The sequence below is a fragment of the Streptomyces sp. NPDC002520 genome (assembly GCF_053595235.1).
Genome location: NZ_JBSFXG010000017.1, coordinates 38,595 through 56,006, shown reverse-complemented (window position 1 = coordinate 56,006; position 17,412 = coordinate 38,595). Strand labels below are relative to the sequence as shown.

At 72.5% G+C, this 17,412-nt stretch carries 14 protein-coding genes; 5 read left to right on the top strand and 9 right to left on the bottom strand.

Annotation, left to right across the window (positions count from 1 at the left end; all coding sequences use genetic code 11):
* Position 1 precedes the first annotated feature (1 nt).
* Positions 2 to 574: a cob(I)yrinic acid a,c-diamide adenosyltransferase gene (locus tag ACWD5D_RS23640; RefSeq protein ID WP_451374723.1), complete on the bottom strand. Its 573-nt coding sequence runs from the start codon at positions 572 to 574 to the stop codon at positions 2 to 4.
* Between the two features lie 286 nt (positions 575 to 860).
* Between ACWD5D_RS23640 and ACWD5D_RS23635 the strand changes: the two genes are divergently transcribed.
* The 3 genes from ACWD5D_RS23635 (at position 861) to ACWD5D_RS23625 (ending at position 5,022) form a co-directional block, all read left to right on the top strand.
* Positions 861 to 1,709, top strand: coding sequence for a 3-hydroxyacyl-CoA dehydrogenase family protein (locus tag ACWD5D_RS23635; RefSeq protein WP_451374722.1), 849 nt, complete (start codon positions 861 to 863; stop codon positions 1,707 to 1,709).
* A 157-nt stretch (positions 1,710 to 1,866) separates the two neighbouring features.
* Positions 1,867 to 2,190, top strand: coding sequence for an STAS domain-containing protein (locus ACWD5D_RS23630; RefSeq protein ID WP_366012458.1), 324 nt, complete (start codon positions 1,867 to 1,869; stop codon positions 2,188 to 2,190).
* 342 nt (positions 2,191 to 2,532) lie between these two features.
* Positions 2,533 to 5,022, top strand: a complete 2,490-nt coding sequence (locus ACWD5D_RS23625; RefSeq protein ID WP_451374721.1) for an ATP-binding protein — start codon at positions 2,533 to 2,535, stop codon at positions 5,020 to 5,022.
* 72 nt (positions 5,023 to 5,094) lie between these two features.
* Here ACWD5D_RS23625 and nucS read toward each other — a convergent pair whose 3' ends face one another.
* Complete coding sequence (nucS, locus tag ACWD5D_RS23620; protein ID WP_451374720.1) at positions 5,095 to 5,766, bottom strand: endonuclease NucS; 672 nt, start codon at positions 5,764 to 5,766, stop codon at positions 5,095 to 5,097.
* 298 nt (positions 5,767 to 6,064) lie between these two features.
* On the opposite strand from nucS, the gene ACWD5D_RS23615 reads away from it, so the two are divergent.
* Positions 6,065 to 6,457, top strand: coding sequence for an SCO5389 family protein (locus tag ACWD5D_RS23615; RefSeq protein WP_451374719.1), 393 nt, complete (start codon positions 6,065 to 6,067; stop codon positions 6,455 to 6,457).
* A 109-nt stretch (positions 6,458 to 6,566) separates the two neighbouring features.
* Here the strand turns inward: ACWD5D_RS23615 and ACWD5D_RS23610 are convergent, their stop codons facing one another.
* A complete protein-coding gene (locus ACWD5D_RS23610) occupies positions 6,567 to 7,595 on the bottom strand; it encodes an LLM class flavin-dependent oxidoreductase (protein ID WP_451374718.1) in 1,029 nt (342 codons plus the stop codon).
* Positions 7,596 to 7,817: 222 nt separating this feature from the next.
* Here ACWD5D_RS23610 and ACWD5D_RS23605 point away from each other — a divergent pair, with 222 nt between their 5' ends.
* Complete coding sequence (locus tag ACWD5D_RS23605) at positions 7,818 to 8,150, top strand: ATP/GTP-binding protein (RefSeq protein ID WP_451374717.1); 333 nt, start codon at positions 7,818 to 7,820, stop codon at positions 8,148 to 8,150.
* Between the two features lie 13 nt (positions 8,151 to 8,163).
* Here ACWD5D_RS23605 and ACWD5D_RS23600 read toward each other — a convergent pair whose 3' ends face one another.
* The 6 genes from ACWD5D_RS23600 to scy form a co-directional block, all read right to left on the bottom strand.
* A complete protein-coding gene (locus ACWD5D_RS23600; protein ID WP_451374716.1) occupies positions 8,164 to 9,048 on the bottom strand; it encodes an ABC transporter permease in 885 nt (294 codons plus the stop codon).
* The gene (locus ACWD5D_RS23595) at positions 9,045 to 10,283 is read right to left on the bottom strand and encodes an ABC transporter ATP-binding protein (protein ID WP_451374715.1); all 1,239 of its coding nucleotides are present in this window, start codon (positions 10,281 to 10,283) and stop codon (positions 9,045 to 9,047) included. Before ACWD5D_RS23595 ends, ACWD5D_RS23600 begins: the two co-directional genes overlap by 4 nt.
* Before the next feature lie 169 nt (positions 10,284 to 10,452).
* On the bottom strand, positions 10,453 to 11,226 hold the full coding sequence (locus tag ACWD5D_RS23590) for an ABC transporter permease (RefSeq protein WP_451374714.1): 774 nt from the start codon (positions 11,224 to 11,226) through the stop codon (positions 10,453 to 10,455).
* 3 nt (positions 11,227 to 11,229) lie between these two features.
* Positions 11,230 to 12,183 carry an ATP-binding cassette domain-containing protein gene (locus ACWD5D_RS23585; protein WP_451374713.1) on the bottom strand — a complete coding sequence of 318 codons (954 nt, stop codon included), beginning with the start codon at positions 12,181 to 12,183 and terminating at the stop codon, positions 11,230 to 11,232.
* A gap of 82 nt (positions 12,184 to 12,265) precedes the next feature.
* The gene (locus ACWD5D_RS23580; RefSeq protein ID WP_451374712.1) at positions 12,266 to 13,201 is read right to left on the bottom strand and encodes a cellulose-binding protein; all 936 of its coding nucleotides are present in this window, start codon (positions 13,199 to 13,201) and stop codon (positions 12,266 to 12,268) included.
* Positions 13,202 to 13,384: 183 nt separating this feature from the next.
* Positions 13,385 to 17,233, bottom strand: a complete 3,849-nt coding sequence (gene scy / locus ACWD5D_RS23575; protein ID WP_451374711.1) for a polarized growth protein Scy — start codon at positions 17,231 to 17,233, stop codon at positions 13,385 to 13,387.
* Positions 17,234 to 17,412 lie beyond the last annotated feature (179 nt).

The window sequence follows — 17,412 nt, the reverse complement described above, 5'->3', positions numbered from 1 at the left end:
GCTAACGCTCCCCGCCCGGCACCCACAGCACGTCCCCGACCTCCTTGTTGGCGATCCGCGCCAGGATGAACAGCAGGTCGGACAGGCGGTTGAGGTAGGTCGCGGTGAGGGGGTTCATCGTCTCGCCGTGGACCTCCAGGGCCGCCCAGGTGGAGCGCTCGGCCCGGCGTACGACCGTGCAGGCCTGGTGCAGCAGGGCCGCGCCCGGCGTCCCTCCGGGCAGGATGAAGGAGCGCAGCTTCTCCAGCTGCTCGTTGAAGCGGTCGCAGTCCGCCTCCAGCCGGTCGACGTAGAACTGCTCGACCCGCAGGGGTGGGAACTCCGGGTTCTCGACCACCGGCGTCGACAGGTCCGCGCCCACGTCGAACAGGTCGTTCTGGACCCGGGTGAGCACCGCGACGACCTGCTCGTCCAGCCCGCCCAGCGCGAGCGCGGTACCGATCACCGCGTTGGCCTCGTTGCTGTCCGCGTACGCGGAGATCCGCAGATCGGTCTTGGCGACCCGGCTCATGTCGCCGAGGCTGGTGGTGCCCTTGTCGCCGGTCCTCGTGTAGATGCGCGTCAGATTGACCATGTGACCAGCGTAGTTACATCCCGGCCGGGCGGAACACCCACCTCGGTGTCAGCCGCTCCGGAAAGCACCAACCGGCCCGGGCCCGCACGGAATTCGCCCCTCGGCCCGCGTGGCCGCGATCCCGCCCCGGCTGCCCGCGGGAGGGGTGCCGAGCCCGCCGCACGGGACGTGACCGGTGTCTCACGCCCTGAGACCGTGACACGCATTACTTACGGTCCTCAAGAAGTCGCGTGAGCGCTAGGGTCCGCCGAAGAGGCAACCGTAAACAGCGCGTAAGGGGAGTCGAGTGGCACGGAAGCTTGCCGTCATCGGGGCCGGACTCATGGGATCCGGGATCGCTCAGGTCGCCGCGCAGGCGGGCTGGGAAGTCGTTCTGCGGGACGTCACCGACGAGGCGCTCGAACGTGGCACCGACGGCATCAAGGCCTCGTACGACAAGTTCGTGAGCAAGGGGAGGATGACGGCCGAGGACGCCGAAGCCTCCCTGGCCCGCATCACCGCGACCACCGACCTGGACGCCGCCGCCGACGCCGACATCGTCGTGGAGGCCGTCTTCGAGAAGCTGGAGGTCAAGCACGAGATCTTCCGCGCGCTCGACAAGATCGTGCGCCCGGACGCCGTGCTCGCCTCCAACACCTCCGCCATCCCGATCACCAAGATCGCGGCGGCCACCGAGCACCCCGAGCGGGTCGTCGGTGTGCACTTCTTCTCGCCGGTCCCGATGATGCAGCTCGTCGAGCTCGTCCGCGGCTACAAGACCAGCGACGAAACCCTCGCCACCGCACGGGAGTTCGCCGAGTCCGTCGGCAAGACCTGCATCGTCGTCAACCGCGACGTCGCCGGGTTCGTGACCACCCGGCTCATCTCCGCGCTCGTCGTCGAGGCCACCAAGCTGTACGAGTCCGGTGTCGCGACGGCCGAGGACATCGACCTCGCCTGCAAGCTGGGCTTCGGGCACGCCATGGGCCCGCTGGCCACCGCGGACCTCACCGGCGTGGACATCCTGCTGCACGCCACCAGCAACATCTACACCGAGTCCCAGGACGAGAAGTTCGCCCCGCCGGAGCTGATGCGCCGGATGGTGGACGCCGGTGACATCGGCCGCAAGAGCGGGCAGGGCTTCTACACGTACTGATCCGCACAGGTTCGGACACCCACCCCGGGAGTGTCACTCCCGGGGGTGAATTCGGTATCGGTTCGCTTACAAGCAGCAACCGCTCTGCCACTCGCACAGTCAGACGTTGCACAGCACCGTCACGGAGTACGCCACACGCACTCAACGGGGAGCGCATATGTACATCAGGGGCGACCACGCCGAGCTGGTCGTCGGGGGCCGCCTCGACGTGCGCAGCGCCGCGGACGCCCGTACGGCCCTGCACTCGGCCGTCGACACCGGAGTCGGCGACCTGGTGCTCGACCTGTCCGAACTGGACTCCTGGGACGCCACCGGGCTCGGGGTGATCATGGGTGCCCACCGGCGGGCCGGCCGCTGCGGGCGCCGCCTGGTGCTGCGCGGGGTCCCGCTGCAGATGCAGCGCCTCCTCGTCGCCACCCGGCTGCACCGCATCCTCGCCATCGAGGGCGGCATCGGGGTCGAGTCGCTGCCCCGGGTGTGATCGCCGCGCAGCGGTGATCCGGCCACCGAGTGGTCCCGACGCCGGCCGGTGCCGCCGTCGCGCGGACGACGGGGGTGGACCGGGTGACGGGGGTGGACCGGGCGACGGGGAAGACGGGGACACAGCCGCCGAACCGTGCGTCGAGGGCAATCCTCGCCGGACCGTGACGTCTCGGGCCGCGCGGCACCCCGCCCTGTCGTGGATACTGTGCCAAGGTTTAGGGTTCGGTCGCCCGCTGCCCTGCAACCCTCGAGCGGGCCCGGACCATAAGCGACAGCGCGGTGTGCAGCCGGCCGGGAGGGGTCGACACCAGGCACACAACGCTTTTGGGGGCTTGAATCAATGGACCCGATGACTCCGGGACCCGAGGAGCACGGCCAGGCGTCGCACCGCCGCCCGGCCCGGGAATCTCTCACCTCCGACTTCGGCCAGAGCAGCACGCCGGGCCCCGCCCGCACGGTGGCGGTGGTCTCCGGCGACTTCCTGCTGACCGTCAACCCCGTGGACGGCAGCGAGATCGAGCCCTGCCCGCCGCACCGGCGCACCGAAGGGCACCGCAAGCGCACCGCCGAGGAGCGCGCCGAGGCCGAGCGTGCCGCCCGCCCGCCCGTGCCGCCCGGCCCGTCCCGGCCCGCGCTGTCCCTGCTGGAACGCCAGGACGAACGCGAGCGCCTGGTCCGGCTGCTGGCCCGCGGCCGCTCCGTCCGCCTCACCGGCCCCGGCGGCTCCGGCCGCAGCGCCCTGCTCGACCTCGTCGCCGAGGACTGCGTGGACCTCGCCCCCGACGGTGTGGTCCGGCTCTCCGGCTTCCACCGCACCGCCGAGGACCTCCTCCAGGACCTCTTCCACACCGTCTACGACGCCGAGCACCACCGCCCCGGACCGGACGAACTGCTCGGCCTGGTCCAGGCGATCGGCGCCGTCGTGGTGGTGGACGACATCGAGTTCGGCGCAGGCGCCCTCGAGGAGCTGCTCGACGCCACCCCCGAGTGCGCGTTCCTGTTCGGCGCCACCCCGGACGTCCCCGCGCCCTCCGCCGAGTCCGAGATCGAGGAGGTCTTCCTCGGCGGCCTGGACCGTGCGGCCGGCGTGGAGATCCTGGAGCGGGTCGTCGGCCGGGTCCTCACCGAGGAGGAGGCCAACTGGGCCGGCGACCTGTGGTTCGAGTCCGAGGGCCTGCCCCTGCGCTTCGTCCAGGCCGGCGCGCTGCTGCGCCAGCACGACCTGCTGCGCGCCAGCACCGGGGCGGTGGACGAGTACGGCGTCTTCGAGGACGTACGGCCCGCCGCCGACGCGGGGTTCGAGGTGCCGTACGACGCGCCCTTCGCCGCCGGCGGGGCCCCGGAGGTCCCGCTGCCCTCCCTCGGGGATGCCGCCGCGCCCGCCCCGCTGCTCGCCTCCCGGCTCAGCACCAGTGCGCGCGACACGCTGCGCTTCGCCGTCGCCCTCGGCGGTGAGGTGCCGCACCAGGCGCATCTGCCGGCGCTGATCGGCGACACCCACGCGGACGCCGCGCTCGGCGAACTCGCCGGCTGCGGACTGGTCTCCCCGGTCGGCTCCCGCTACCGCCTCGCGGCCGGTGTGCGCACCCAGCTGGAGGCCGCCGGGTACGACAGCGACGCGGCCGAGCGGGCTCTCACCGCGGCCCGGCACTACGCCTGGTGGGCCGGGCACCCCTCGGTGACCCCCGAGCGGGTGTCCGCCGAGGCGGACGCGGTGCTGGCCGCGCTCGCGATGGTGGTGCCGGCGACGACGGCTCCCGTCGAGGGCGAGGAGGCCCCCGCGGTGCACCTGGCCCGTACGGCCGCGCCCGCCTTCGCCGCGGGGCTGCACTGGGGCGCGTGGGAGCGTGCGCTGCGCTCCGGTGCGGAGGCCTCCCGGCTGGCCGGCGAGGTGTCCGAACAGGCTTATTTCCACCACGAGTTGGGCATTCTCGCGCTGTGCGGCGGCCAACTGGACCGGGCGCGTGCCGAACTGGAGGCCGCGAACGGGCTGCGGGGTGCGCTCGCCGACAAGCGGGGTGCCGTGTCGGGCCGGCGCGCCCTGGCCCTGGTCGCCGACCTCGCGGGGGACGTGCCCGGTGTGGTGTCGTCCTCGCCGGACGACGTGCCCGCCGCGCGCCTCGCCCAGCCCGCGTCACCGCCGGGCGGCTCTTCCTTCCCGGCGTACGACGCCTCCTTCCCGGCGTACGGCGCCGACGAGACCCTGGTCTCGTCCAGGACTCCGGCCGCCGAGTCCCGGGGCGGGATCCGCCGCATGGCCCGGCGCAACCTGGTGGCGGCCGGGTCGGGTGCGCTGCTGGTCGCCGTACTGGGCACGGTGATCACCCTCGGCATGACGTCCCACGAGAGCGTGGACAAGGACCCGGCCGGCAACGTCGACGCCACGCCGTCGGCCTCCCAGGGCCCGGGCGACGGCACACCCGGCACCGATCCGGCCGGTACCGGCGGCAACCCCGGCGGCACCGGCACGGCCTCCGGCAGCCCGACCAGCCCCGGCCCGGACGGCACGACGGACGCCCCGAGCCCGACCGCCCCGTCGGCGAGCCCTTCCGCCACGCGGAGCACGGGCGGCGGAGCCACGACGCCGACCCCCTCCACGTCGAGGCCGACCCACCCGAGCACGCCGCCTGCGACCGGAACGCCCTCGTCGACCCCGCACCCCAGCTCGTCGTCCTCCTCCTCCAGCCCGCCGAGTTCTTCTCCCCCGCCGTCGTCGAGCCAGTCCTCCTCCCCGGCCAGCAGCACCTCGGCCAGCGGCCCGGCCTCCGGCTCCCCGGCGGCGTCGAGCAGCTCGGCGGGCGCACCGTCCGCCGGCGGACCGGTGATGTAGGGCGGCAAGGCGACGAAGGGGCCGGGCCGGTGCGATCGAGCACCGGCCCGGCCCCTTGTCGGAGCGGTCCCGTCAGAACAGGCGGAGCTTGTCGTCCTCGATGCCCCGGAGGGCGTCGTAGTCGAGGATCTGGCAGTCGATGCCGCGGTCGGTGGCGAGGACGCGGGCCTGGGGCTTGATCTCCTGGGCCGCGAAGACGCCGCGGACGGGGGCGAGATGGGGGTCCCGGTTCAGCAGGTCGAGGTAGCGGGTGAGCTGCTCCACACCGTCGATCTCGCCGCGGCGCTTGATCTCGATGGCGACCGTCCCGCCGTCCGCGTCCCGGCAGAGGATGTCGACCGGGCCGATCGCGGTCATGTACTCGCGGCGGATGAGGGTGTAGCCCTCGCCCAGCGTCTCGATGCGGTCGGCGAGCAGTTCCTGGAGGTGCGCTTCCACGCCGTCCTTGATCAGCCCCGGGTCCACGCCGAGTTCGTGCGAGGAGTCGTGGAGGATCTCCTCCATCGTGATGATCAGTTTCTCGCCCGCTTTGTTGATGACGGTCCAGACGCCCTCGTCCTCGCCGGTGCCCTCCTTCAGTGTGCAGGGCGGCGACATCCAGTTGAGGGGCTTGTAGGCCCGGTCGTCCGCGTGGATGGAGACGCTGCCGTCCGCCTTGACCAGGATCAGGCGGGGCGCCGAGGGCAGGTGGGCGGTGAGCCGGCCGGCGTAGTCGACCGAGCATCGGGCAATGACGAGACGCATGGTCGGCAACGCTACTCGACGCACACGGGTGCACGCGATTCGCCCGCCCCGCTCCACCTCTCACCCACCCCGGAGGCACACGGAGTCACCCCATTCATCCCTGGAAACTCTTGTTTCTCCGTGGCCGATTGTGGGCGCAAAGGGATCGTTCCATATACGCAATCTGCTGGTGTGGTCACCGACCGTTGCCTACCGTAGGAACGGGAGGTCGCGCCCCGTGTACTGAGCGTGTTCGACTTCGCGATCTCCCTTACCTGTCCGGCAACCCCTGCTCCACGGGGGTGCGAGAGGAGAACCCATGTCGCTCGACGTCTCACCGGCCCTACTCGAACAGGCCGAGCGAGGCGAGGTCGACGACGCAGCGTTCGTCGACTGCGTCCGGACCTCCCTGCCCTATGCATGGGAGATGATCAGCTCCCTGGTGGCCCAGCTGAAGGTGGACGGCGGAGCCTTCGCCGACAACCAGACGCCCCCGCCGGACGAGCAGGCGCGTGGCCAGCTGCTGCGCGCACTCGCGAGTGACGCCATACGCGGCGCGCTGCAGCGGCACTTCGGTGTGCGGCTGGCCTTCCAGAACTGCCACCGGGTGGCGGTCTTCCCGCCGGACGCCTCGGTGGACGAGACGTTGGCCCGCTTCACCTCGGTGCGCAGCCAGTTGCTGAACCAGTCGCCGGAGTTCCGGGACTGCTGAGGCAGTCCCGGTCCGCGATCCAGTGAGCCGCTTGCTTGCCGCTCCACCCGCGGGAGGTGCATTCAGTACTGGGGCGGCAAGCCCCCCGGCGGCAGGGAGCCGGCGCCGGTCAACGCAGCTGGGGCAGTACCTCGGTGCCGAGGCGCCGCAGGTTCTCCTCCGTCGCCGCGAGGTCGCCCGAACCCTCGGTCAGCAGGGCGAAGCGGGAGATGCCGGTGCGCTCGGAGGTGGCCGCGAGCCGGTCGGCGGCCAGCCGCGGTGTGCCCACCGGGTGCAGCCCGCAGAGCAGTTCGGTGTAGGCGACCGGGTCGCGCATCGCGCGCACCCGTCCGTCGACCGTCACATGCGCGTCCAGGCCCTGTTTGAGCCAACTCGGCATCGCCTTCAGCAGGGTCTCCTCCGCGTCGGTGCGCCGGTCGGCGAGCTGGCAGACGCCCGCCGAGACGTGCGCGGCGCCCGCGATCTCCTCGGCCGGCCGGCCCGACTCCCGCGCGGAGCGCCGCCACAGGGCGACCATCTCGGCCTTCTCCTCGTCCCCGACGTGCATCCCCAGGAGCATCGGCAGCCCGCGCTCGGCGGCCAGCCGCACGCTCGCCGGCGAGGTGCAGGCGACGACGACCTCGGGCCCCGGGGTCTCCGACAGCGCCTCCGAGGGACGCGGTACGACGGGCACCTCGCGGAAGGAGTACCGCTCGCCCGAGGCCGACACCGCCGGTTCGCGCAGCCAGCGGACCAACAGATCGAGGGATTCGGGGAATCCGTGTTCGTACGCACCGAGTCCCGCGCCGAACACCTCCAGGTCCACCCACGGCCCGCCGCGCCCCACGCCCAGCGTGAACCGTCCGCCGCTGGTCAGGTGCAGCAGCGCGGCCTGTTCGCCGAGGGCGACGGGGTGCGCGGTGGGCAGCACGCTGACCGCCGTGCCGACGCGGATGCGGCGGGTGCGGCCGAGCAGCAGGGCGGCCAGGGTGACCGCGGACGGACAGGTGCCGTACGGTACGAAGTGGTGCTCGGCCAGCCATACCGCGTCCAGCCCGGCCTCCTCGGCGACCTCCGCCGAGCGGACCGCGCGGTGCAGTGCCTCCCCGGGACCCTGGCCCGGGAACTGGGCCGCCAGCACAAAACTTCCCACGTGCATCGCTTTTCCTGCTTCCTTGGCTCCGACCGGAGCTCCCCCGCCCGGCATAACCGTCTGACACGTGCCCAGGACACGGCTTGACGGGGAGATTTGCGGATTGTCTGCAGAATCGGTCGCCCCTGAAGGGGACTTGTACGGGTTGGTTCCCTACGCGTACCCCTGGAGGCGCCGCGTACGCTGGATGCAGCCCGTGCTTCCTGTATCAGCCCCGAGAGGTGTCCCGTGTCCCCGCGTCACAACCGACCGAAGGCAGCCGGCTCGTCCGGCCGGAGCGCCGAGGACGACTCGGCCGGCCGCTACGGCGGCTGGCAGTCCACGGAGAGCTGGCAGGGCGAGGAGTGGAGCGTGCGCCATGTCGCCGGGGCGAGCGCGGAGGGCAAGACGTACCGCTGCCCCGGCTGCGACCAGCTGATCCCCTCCGGTGTCCCGCACGTGGTGGCCTGGCCGGAGCACGCGGGCGTCGACGACCGCCGGCACTGGCACAAGGCGTGCTGGAACGCGAAGGACCGCCGCACCACGCGGGTGCAGCGGCCCCGTAACGCGCCGAAGTTCTGAAGGCCGGCGCGGGCTACACGTCCCGGCTCTCCAGCAGCGCGTAGGCGCCCGCGTAGGCCGCCGCCGTCACACCCAGGATGATCCACAGCGGGTCCCAGCCCGTCGGTCCTGACTGGCTCAGGGTGTTGTCGTAGAAGACGCCCATCTGGCTCGGGATCGAGTACTCGAGCAGCGCCTTCTGCACCTTCTCCAGCGAGGACGCGTTCATGAACAGCGCGATCACCAGCGGGGCGAGCACCGTGCCGATCATGATCGTGATGGCGCCGGCCGAGTGCCGGATGATCGACCCGATGAGCAGCGAGATCAGGCCGAGCAGCGCGATGTAGAGGCTGATGCCGACCGTGGCCTTCATCCACTCGCCGCTGGACGGGGTGCGCGCGCCGTGGTCCTTGAGCATCGACGCGTGCACCATCGCCACGAACGACACGGTCACCAGCGTCACGACGAAGGCGATGACGAAGAACACGATCGACTTCGCGGCCAGCACCCGGCCCCGGCTCGGGCACGCGGTCATCGTCGTACGGATCATGCCCGTGCCGTACTCGGAGGCCGTGGTCAGCACGCCGAGCGTGATGACGCACATCATGCCGACCAGCACGCCGAAGAAGCCGAGGGTCAGCGGGCTCTGGCCGCCCAGGTCGGAGCTGGAGCCGCGGACCGCCACACCGGCCAGCAGGCCGATGCCGATCACGAGCAGCACGAACACGCCGAGCGTCCACATCGTCGAACGCACCGACTTGATCTTCGTCCACTCCGAGGCCAGCGCGTAGCCGAGGTGGGTGCGCACGACCGGGATCGGCGAGTTGTAGCCGGGGTACGAACCGCCGGGCGCCGCCTGCCAGTCGGATGCGGGGGCGGCGGAGGGGGCCCCCGGCATCGGGGGCTGGTGGGTGCTCATCGGGCGTCCTCGGGCTTGGTCAGGTCGGAGGCGGGGGCGGCGGCCGGCGGCTGTGCCGGGGGAGCGGCGGCCATCGGAGGCTGCTGGGGCTGCGCGGCGGGCGCGGCGTACGGGTTCGGGGCGCCCGCGCCGGGAGCGCCGTACGCGCCCACGGGCGCACCGCCGTACAGAGCCGCGGGCGCGCCCTGCGGCGCGTACGGCCGGCCGTCCTGCTGGGGCGGCGGCGGGGCGTACCAGCCCGGCTGGCCCTGGCCGGGGACCGGCATGGGCGGCTGGGCGCCGGGCGGCAGCGGCTGCTGGAGGCCGCTCTTCTGGTCGATGGTGGAGCGGTAGTCGACGGCGCCCTGCGTCATGCGCATGTACGCCTCCTCCAGCGAGGCCTGGTGCGGCGACAGCTCCCACAGCCGGACGTCCGACTCATGCGCGAGGTCGCTGATGCGGGGCAGCGGCAGCCCGGTCACGCGCAGCGCGCCGTCCTGCTCCGGCATCACATGGCCGCCCGCCTCGGTGAGCGCGACGGTCAGCTTCTCGCGCTGCTGCGGCTCGGTGTCCGGGGTGCGCACGCGCGCGAAGTCTGCGGAGTTGGCCGAGATGAACTCCTTCACACTCATGTCGGCCAGAAGCTGTCCGCGCCCGATCACGATCAGATGGTCGGCGGTCAGCGCCATCTCGCTCATCAGGTGCGAGGAGACGAAGACCGTGCGGCCCTCGGCGGCCAGCGCCTTCATCAGGTTGCGGACCCACAGGATGCCCTCGGGGTCGAGGCCGTTGACCGGCTCGTCGAAGAGCAGCACCTGAGGGTCGCCGAGCAGGGCGGCGGCGATGCCGAGGCGCTGGCCCATACCGAGGGAGAAGCCCTTGGAGCGCTTCCTCGCCACGCCCTGGAGGCCCACGACCCCGAGCACCTCGTCCACGCGCCGGGCCGGGATGCCGGACAGCTGGGCGAGGCTCAGCAGGTGGTTGCGGGCGGACCGGCCACCGTGCACCGCCTTGGCGTCGAGCAGCGCACCGACCTGGCGCGGGGCGTTGGGCAGCTTGCGGTACGGGTAGCCACCGATGGTCACCGTGCCGGAGGTCGGGTTGTCCAGTCCGAGGATCATCCGCATGGTCGTCGACTTGCCCGAGCCGTTGGGCCCGAGGAAGCCGGTCACGGCGCCGGGCCGCACCTGGAAGGAAAGGTTGTACACGGCGGTCTTGTCGCCGTAGCGCTTGGTCAGGCCTGCAGCCTCGATCATGCTCCGCACCCATCGAAAGGTTCAGGACAGCGGGGCACACGCCCCCGTAAGGGTTAGGAGGATATCCGGGCGCTGACGGTTCCGCTCAAAAGAAAGTAAAGCCAGAGGGTCGCGGAACGTGAACATGGGGCGTGGACCGGGGCCGTGGGCATGGGCCGTGAGCGTGGCCTCACTGGGCGTCCCGCCGCCTCAGCAGGACGTACCCGCCCGCCACCGCCGCGATCACCCACAGCGCCATGATCCCGAGCCCGCCCCACGGGCCGTACGGAGTGTCGTCGCCGATCCTCGGCACCACCTGCATGATCCGGCTGCCCGCCTGGTCCGGCAGGAAGCGGCCGATCTTCCTCGTCGCGTCGACGTTGCCGAGGATGTTGGAGATCAGGAAGAAGAACGGCATCAGGATGCCGAGCGAGAGCATCGGCGAGCGCAGCATCGCGGCGACGCCCATGGAGAACACCGCGATCAGGGTCATGTACAGCCCGCCGCCGATCACCGCGCGCAGCACCCCGGTCTGCCCGAGGTCCGTCCGCAGCGGGCCGAGCGCGGCCTGCCCGAGGAAGAACGCGGCGAAGCTGGTGACCATGCCCACGAGCAGGGCCAGCGCGGCGGCCACGGCGATCTTGCAGAACAGGAAGGTGCCGCGGCGCGGTACGGCGGCGAGCGAGACGCGGATCATGCCGGTGCTGTACTCGTTCGAGACGACCAGCACCCCGAACACGATCATGGCGAGCTGACCCAGGGTCATGCCCGCGAAGCTGATCACCGTGGCATCGAAGTCGAGCCGTTCCCGCACCGGCAAGTCGCCGTACTGGCTCTTCGACAGCGCCGAGATCAGCACCCCGAGGCCGACGGTCACCACCAGCGCCAGGGACAGCGTCCACACCGTCGACGCCACGGACCTGATCTTCGTCCACTCGGACCGGATCACCTGCACGGCCGCCATGGCTCAGGCCCCCTTCCAGTCGGCGCCCCAGTCCCGGGGGACCGGAGCGGGCCCGGTGTGCGCGTGGTACTCCACCGACTCCGCGGTCAGCCGCATGAACGCCTCCTCCAGCGAGGCCTGCTGCGGACTCAGCTCGTGCAGCACGATCCCGTGGCGCGTGGCCAGCTCCCCGATCCGCTCCGCCTTGCCGCCCTCCATCTCCAGCGCACCGCCGCCCGCCTCCACGACGGTGATCCCGTCCGCGTGCAGCACGTCGAGCAGCCGCTCGCGCTGCGGCGAGCGGACCCGGACGTACGAGCGCGAGTTCGCGCGGATGAAGTCGGCCATCGAGGTGTCCGCGAGCAGCCGGCCCTGCCCGATGACCACCAGGTGATCGGCGGTCAGAGCCATCTCGCTCATCAGATGGCTCGACACGAACACGGTCCGGCCCTGCGCCGCCAGCGACTTCATCAGGGTGCGGATCCAGTGGATGCCCTCCGGGTCCAGCCCGTTGACCGGCTCGTCGAACATCAGGATCCGCGGGTCCCCGAGGAGCGCGGCCGCGATGCCGAGCCGCTGCCCCATTCCGTAGGAGAAGCCCTTGGCCTTCTTCCGCGCCACCGTCGTGAGCCCCACCGTGTCCAGCACCTCGCCCACCCTGCGGCTGGGGATGCCGTTGCTCTGCGCCAGGCACAGCAGGTGGTTGTGGGCACTGCGGCCGCCGTGCACGGCCTTGGCGTCCAGCAGGGCGCCGACGTACGTCAGCGGGTCCTCGAGCTGGTCGTAGTGCTTGCCGTCGATCCGGACGTCACCGGCGGTGGGGTGGTCGAGCCCGAGGATCATGCGCATGGTGGTGGACTTCCCCGCCCCGTTGGGGCCGAGGAACCCGGTCACGATGCCCGGCGTGACCGCGAAGCTGAGCCGGTCCACCGCGACCGTCTCGCCGTACCGCTTGGTCAGCCCCTCCAGCTCGATCATGCGGCCACGCTAGAACGGGACAAAGCCCCCTGCCACTTGGGACAGGGGGCTTCGACTCGCTCAGCGGCCGTACGTCGAGGCGTTACCGGGTCTGCTGCGCCGGAACCCCACGGGAAACCGGCTCGTCGTCGCCGGGCGCACCGGCGGCGGCGACGGCCGCGCCGGTCAGCGTGGCGAGCATCTCGCGGACGTTCGTCAGCTGGGCGTTGATGCTGTCGCGGCGGTTGGTGAGCGCCGCCAGCTCGCGCTCCGATTCCGAGCGGATGCGGTCGGCCTTGGCGTTGGCGTCGGCCACGATGTCCTCGGCCTGGCGCTGGGCCGTCTCCACCGTCTGGCGGGCGCGGCGCTCGGCGTCGGTGCGCAGCTTCTCGGCCTCCAGGCGCAGCTGCTCGGCGCGGTGCTCGATCTCGGCGAGACGCTTCTCGGCCTTGGCCTGGCGCGACGCCAGGTCGCGCTCGGACTGCTCGCGGCGCTTGGCCAGGTTCGTCTCGAAGTCGGCGGCGGCCTGCGCGGCCTTGGCGCGGGTCTCCTCGAAGAGGGCGTCCGCCTCCTCCCGCTTCGACTGCGCGTCCTTCTGCGCGTCGGCACGCAGCTGGGAGGCCTCGCCCTTGGCCTTCTCGACGATCCGGACGCCCTCGTCCTCGGCCTTGGACTTGCGCTCGGCGGCGAACGACTCGGCGTCGTTGCGGACCTGCTGGGCGGCCGACTCGGCGAGCTCGCGGTGCTGCTCGGCCGCGCGCCGCGCCTCCTCACGCAGATCCTTCGCCTCTTCCTCGGCGAGACGCAGGATCTTCTCGACCCGCGCGCCGAGACCGGCGTACGACGGCTCCGCGTCGGTCACCTGGGCCTGGGCGTTCTGCGTCTCGAGGTGCAGCTCCTCGATGCGCTTCTCCAGAGCGGTGACGCGCGAGGTGGCCTCGTCGTGCCGGGAGCGCAGCCGGGCGATGTGTTCGTCCACCTGAGCGCGGTCGTACCCACGCCGCACAAGCTCGAAGCCGTTGGGGGAAATGTCGCTCATGGGGTTCCTGTCGAATGAGACCGGTGAGGTGATAGGTGGAATCCTAGGCGCCGAAGCGGTGTGTCATCGAGCGGATACGTGTTTGATCTGGAGAATGACACCTCTTTCGGGTGGCCACCCCTCGGACAGCTTGCCAGACAGCAGGACAAAGCCCCCAGAAGACACCGGAACGCGCCCGGGGCGCTAGCCGTCTGACGACTTGCCACCCGATCGGGGGGCGCCCACGCTGGCACCGGCCTTGACCCCGCCGTCCTTGCCGCTCGCCGGAGCCTCGAAGGACTCCAGCGCCTCCAGGACGTCCTGTACCCGCGAGATCTCGGCGTTGATGTCCTCGCGCCGGCGCACCAGGACCTCCAGCTCGCGCTTGCCCTCCTCGACCGTGCGCCGCGCCTCGTGGATCGCCTCGGCCTTCAGCTCCTCGGCCTCCTTGACGAGGCTGGCCTTCTTCTGCTCGGCCTCCTTGAGCAGCCCCTCCGCCTTCTTGACGGCGGCGATGCGCACCTTGCCGGCCTCGGAGCTGGCCTCGGAGACCAGCTCCTTGGCCTTCGCCTGCGCCTTGGCCAGCTGCTCCTCGGACGCCTTGATGAGCGCGTCGCAGCGGTCGCCGGTGGACTTCATCGTCTCGGCGGCCTCGCGGCGGGCCCGCTCGTGCAGCTCCTCGATCTCGCCGGTGATCCGGTCGCGCAGCTCCTCCGCGCGCTCCCGGATGGCGGTCGCGTCCCGGCGGGCACCGACCAGCAGCTCGTCCGCGTCGGTCCGGGCCTTCTCCACCCGGGAGTTGCCCTCGACCGTCGCCTCGGAGACGATCCGGTCGGCCTCCGTGCGGGCCGCGCCCACCATCGTGTCCGCCTGCGACTCCGCGTCCGCGGTGGTCTGCAGCGCCTGCTGCTGGGACTCCGTGAGCAGCCTGTCGGCCTCGGCCGCGGTCTCCGTGATGAGCGTGTCGACCTGCTCGGCCGCCTCCGAACGCCGCTTGTTGGCGTCCTTGCGGGCCTCGTCCAGGGTCCGCTCGGACTCCTCGCGCGCGGAGTTGACGAGCCGCTCGGCCTCCGCCTCCGCGTCCGCCTTGACCCGCTCCGCCTCGGCGCGCAGCCGCTCCGCGTGCTGCTGGGCCGAACCGACCGTGTCGGCGGCCTCCGCCCGCAGCCGCTCGGCGTCGCCGGTCGCGTCCGCGATCAGCTGCTCCGCGGTGGCCACGGACTCCGCGCGCACCCGCTCGGCCTCGGCGTTCGTCTCCGTCTGGAGACGTTCGGCCTCTCTGCGGGCCTCGGTGATGAGGGTGTCCGCCTGCGTCGCCGCGTCCGAGCGGATGCGGTTCGCGTCCTCGCGGGCGTCCGCCCGGGTCCGCGACGCCGCCTGGTCGGCGTCGGCCAGCGCGTCCGACGCCTCGGTGCGCACCCGCTGGGAGTACTCCGACGCGTCCGTACGCAGCCGCTCGGCCTCCGCGATCGCCTCCGCGACCGTGCGCTCGGCGAGCGCCTTGGCGGCCTCCGTCTCCTCGTTCGCCTCCCGGCGCAGCCGCGTGGCGTCCTCGCTCGCGCGCTCCCGCTCGGCGTAGGCGTCGGCGCGGACCCGGTCCGCCTCCTCCTCGGCCTCCCGCCTCGTACGGTCCGCCGCGTGCTCGGCGGCCGAGCGCAGCCCGGCGATCTCCTCGTGGGCCTGCTCGTGCAGCCCGGTGACGGAGTCCCGAACCTGCTGGGCGTGCTGCTCGGCCGCGGACACCATCTCGGTGGCGCGCCGGTCGGCCTCCTCGACCAGCCGGGTCGCCTCGGTCTGCGCGTCCTCGACGCGCTTGCGCGCCGAGGCCAGCAGCTCCTCGCTCTGCTCGCGGGCCCGCGAGCGCTCCTGGTCGGCCTCCGCGCGGGCGCCGCCGAGCAGTTCCTCCGCCTCACGGCGGCGCCGGACGGCCTCCTCCTGGGCGGCGGCCAGCGTCTCGGACGCCTCGGCGCCCAGCCGCTCGGCGGCGTGCTGCGCCTCCGAGCGGACCCGGTCGGCGGTGTCCTGCGCCTCGGCCTTGAGCCGCTCCGCCTCCGCCGCGGCCTCCGACCGCAGCCGTACGGCGACGGCCTCGCCCTCGGCACGCGAGGTGGACGCGTCCGCCGCGGCCTCCGTGCGCAGCCGGTCGGCCTCGGCCTCGGCCTGGTGCTGGAGCGTGCGGATGCGCTCCGCCGCCTCCGAGCGCAGCCGCTCGGCCTCCTCGCCGGCCTCCCGGCGGATACGGGCCGCCTCCTCACGGGCGTCCGTGAGTGCCAGCTCGGCCGCCGTCAGCCGCTCCTGGGCCTCCGCCTGCAGCCGCGTCAGTTCACCGGCGGCCTCGGCGCGCCGGGCCTCGACCGCCCGCTCGGCCTCCTCGCGCAGCTCGCGCGCGGCGTTCTCGGCCTCCGCCACCAGCGCCTCGGCCTGCTCGCCGGCCTCCGTGCGGTGCCGCTCGGCCTCCGCGCGGGTGCGCTCCAGGGTCTCCTCGGCCTGCCGGCGCAGCGTGGTCGCCCGCTCGATGGCCTCGGTGCGCACCTTCTCGCTGTCCGCGGTCGCGGTCCCCCGCAGCTCGTCGGCGTCGGCCTTGGCCTTGGCCAGCAGTTCCTCGGCGGACTTGGCCGCCTCCTCGATCTGCGCCACCGCCTCCCGGCGGGCCTCGGCGCGGATCGACTCGCCCTCGTCGACCGCGTCGGAGCGCAGCTGTTCGGCCTCGCCGCGCAGCCGGCGGGCCTCCTCCTGCAGCTCGACCGTCTTGGCGCGGTACTCCTTGGTGTCGTCCTTCGCCGCGCCCTTGAGCTGCTCGGCGATGTCGTGCGCCTCCGCGCGCAGCCGGTCGGCCTCGGTCTCGGCCTCGGTGCGGATCCGCTCGGCCTCCTCGGCCGCGGCCCTGGTGGTCTTCTTGGCGTCCTCGGACGCCTTGTCGAGGACCTCCTCGGCGGTCTTCGCCGCCTTCGACAGCTGGCTGGCCGTCTCCTCGGCGGTGACGCTGCGCGCCTTCTCGGCCGCCTCGGCGGCGATCTTCTCGGCCTCGGCGCGCGCGTCGGCGACCAGTTGCTCGGCCTCGGACCGGGTGGTGTCGGCCTCCTTGGTGGCCTCCTCGACCAGCCGGGCGACCTGTTCCTTGGCCGTACGCGTGCGTGCCTCGCCCGCGGCCTCGGCGCTCGACAGCGTCTTGGCGGCGGCCTGCTCGGCCTCCGTGACCAGCTTCTCGGCCTCGGTCCGCGCCTTGCGCAGCGCCTCCTCGGCCTGCGCCATCCGCTCCTCGGCGGCCCGGCTCAGCTCGGCGGCCTGCCGGCGGGCGGTGTCCGACTCGCTCGCGGTGGAGGAGCGCAGCTGCTCGGCGTGGTCGGTGGCCTCCTGGGCCTGCGCGGACGCGGCGTTCAGCAGCCGCTCGGCGTCCGTGCGGGCGCGGCGCAGGAGCTGCTCGGCCTCCGAGCGGGCCGCCTCGGCGTCGTTCTCCAGCCGCTCCCGGGCCTCCCGGGTCAGCCGCTCGGCCTCGGCGCGGGCGGCCGTCATGGCCTGGTCGGCCTCGGCGCGGGACTCTTCCAGCAGGCGGCGGGCCTGCGCCTCGGTGCGGGCGCGCAGCTGTTCGGCCCACGCCACGTTCTCGTTGACGTGCGACTCGACGGTCTGCCGGCGCTCGGCCAGCTCCTGGTCAAGCTGCTGGCGCCGGGTCACCGCCTCCTGGTGCAGCTCGGACTGGAGCTGGGCGGCCTGCTCGGCGTGCTCCTGGAGGATGCGCTGGGTCTGCGCGCGGACCTGGCTCAGCTCGCGTTCGGCGTCCTGGCGCAGCTGATCGGCCTGCATCTGGGCATTACGGAGCAACTGTTCGGCCTGATAGCCGATGTCGCCGCCCTCGTAGGAGGGTCGGGTCATCAAGGTGCGGCGCGCCTCGTGCAGCTTGGCGCGCAGCACCTCGACCTGGTAGCCGAGGTCCTCGGCGTGCTGGATCGCCTTTTCCCGCTCGGTCTTCAGCCGCTTCATCTCGGCCTCGAACCGAGAGAGGTGGTCGACGTCAGCCGCCGGCTCTCGCTCCTGGCTCTCGTAGCCCCGCACTGCGCGGTCCCATCCGTCCCCTGGTCAGCTTCTGCAACGAGCTCCGTCCATCCGCCGAACGGGGCCCCCGGGGGAATGGTGTCAGATCAACGGCGGAGCATGGGCTGCTGCCCCGACGCACGTCCCCCGAAACCCGGACCCCGGCATGCGGCCGCCCCCCGCCTACAGAGACGACCGAC

Excerpts from the sequence above, each read along its gene's own strand:
- ACWD5D_RS23640 (WP_451374723.1), bottom strand. The coding sequence starts at position 574 with ATGGTCAATCTGACGCGCATCTACACGAGGACCGGCGACAAGGGCACC.
- ACWD5D_RS23630 (WP_366012458.1), top strand. The coding sequence starts at position 1,867 with ATGTACATCAGGGGCGACCACGCCGAGCTGGTCGTCGGGGGCCGCCTC.
- ACWD5D_RS23625 (WP_451374721.1), top strand. The coding sequence starts at position 2,533 with ATGGACCCGATGACTCCGGGACCCGAGGAGCACGGCCAGGCGTCGCAC.
- nucS (WP_451374720.1), bottom strand. The coding sequence starts at position 5,766 with ATGCGTCTCGTCATTGCCCGATGCTCGGTCGACTACGCCGGCCGGCTC.
- ACWD5D_RS23615 (WP_451374719.1), top strand. The coding sequence starts at position 6,065 with ATGTCGCTCGACGTCTCACCGGCCCTACTCGAACAGGCCGAGCGAGGC.
- ACWD5D_RS23610 (WP_451374718.1), bottom strand. The coding sequence starts at position 7,595 with ATGCACGTGGGAAGTTTTGTGCTGGCGGCCCAGTTCCCGGGCCAGGGT.
- ACWD5D_RS23600 (WP_451374716.1), bottom strand. The coding sequence starts at position 9,048 with ATGAGCACCCACCAGCCCCCGATGCCGGGGGCCCCCTCCGCCGCCCCC.
- ACWD5D_RS23595 (WP_451374715.1), bottom strand. The coding sequence starts at position 10,283 with ATGATCGAGGCTGCAGGCCTGACCAAGCGCTACGGCGACAAGACCGCC.
- ACWD5D_RS23590 (WP_451374714.1), bottom strand. The coding sequence starts at position 11,226 with ATGGCGGCCGTGCAGGTGATCCGGTCCGAGTGGACGAAGATCAGGTCC.
- ACWD5D_RS23585 (WP_451374713.1), bottom strand. The coding sequence starts at position 12,183 with ATGATCGAGCTGGAGGGGCTGACCAAGCGGTACGGCGAGACGGTCGCG.
- ACWD5D_RS23580 (WP_451374712.1), bottom strand. The coding sequence starts at position 13,201 with ATGAGCGACATTTCCCCCAACGGCTTCGAGCTTGTGCGGCGTGGGTAC.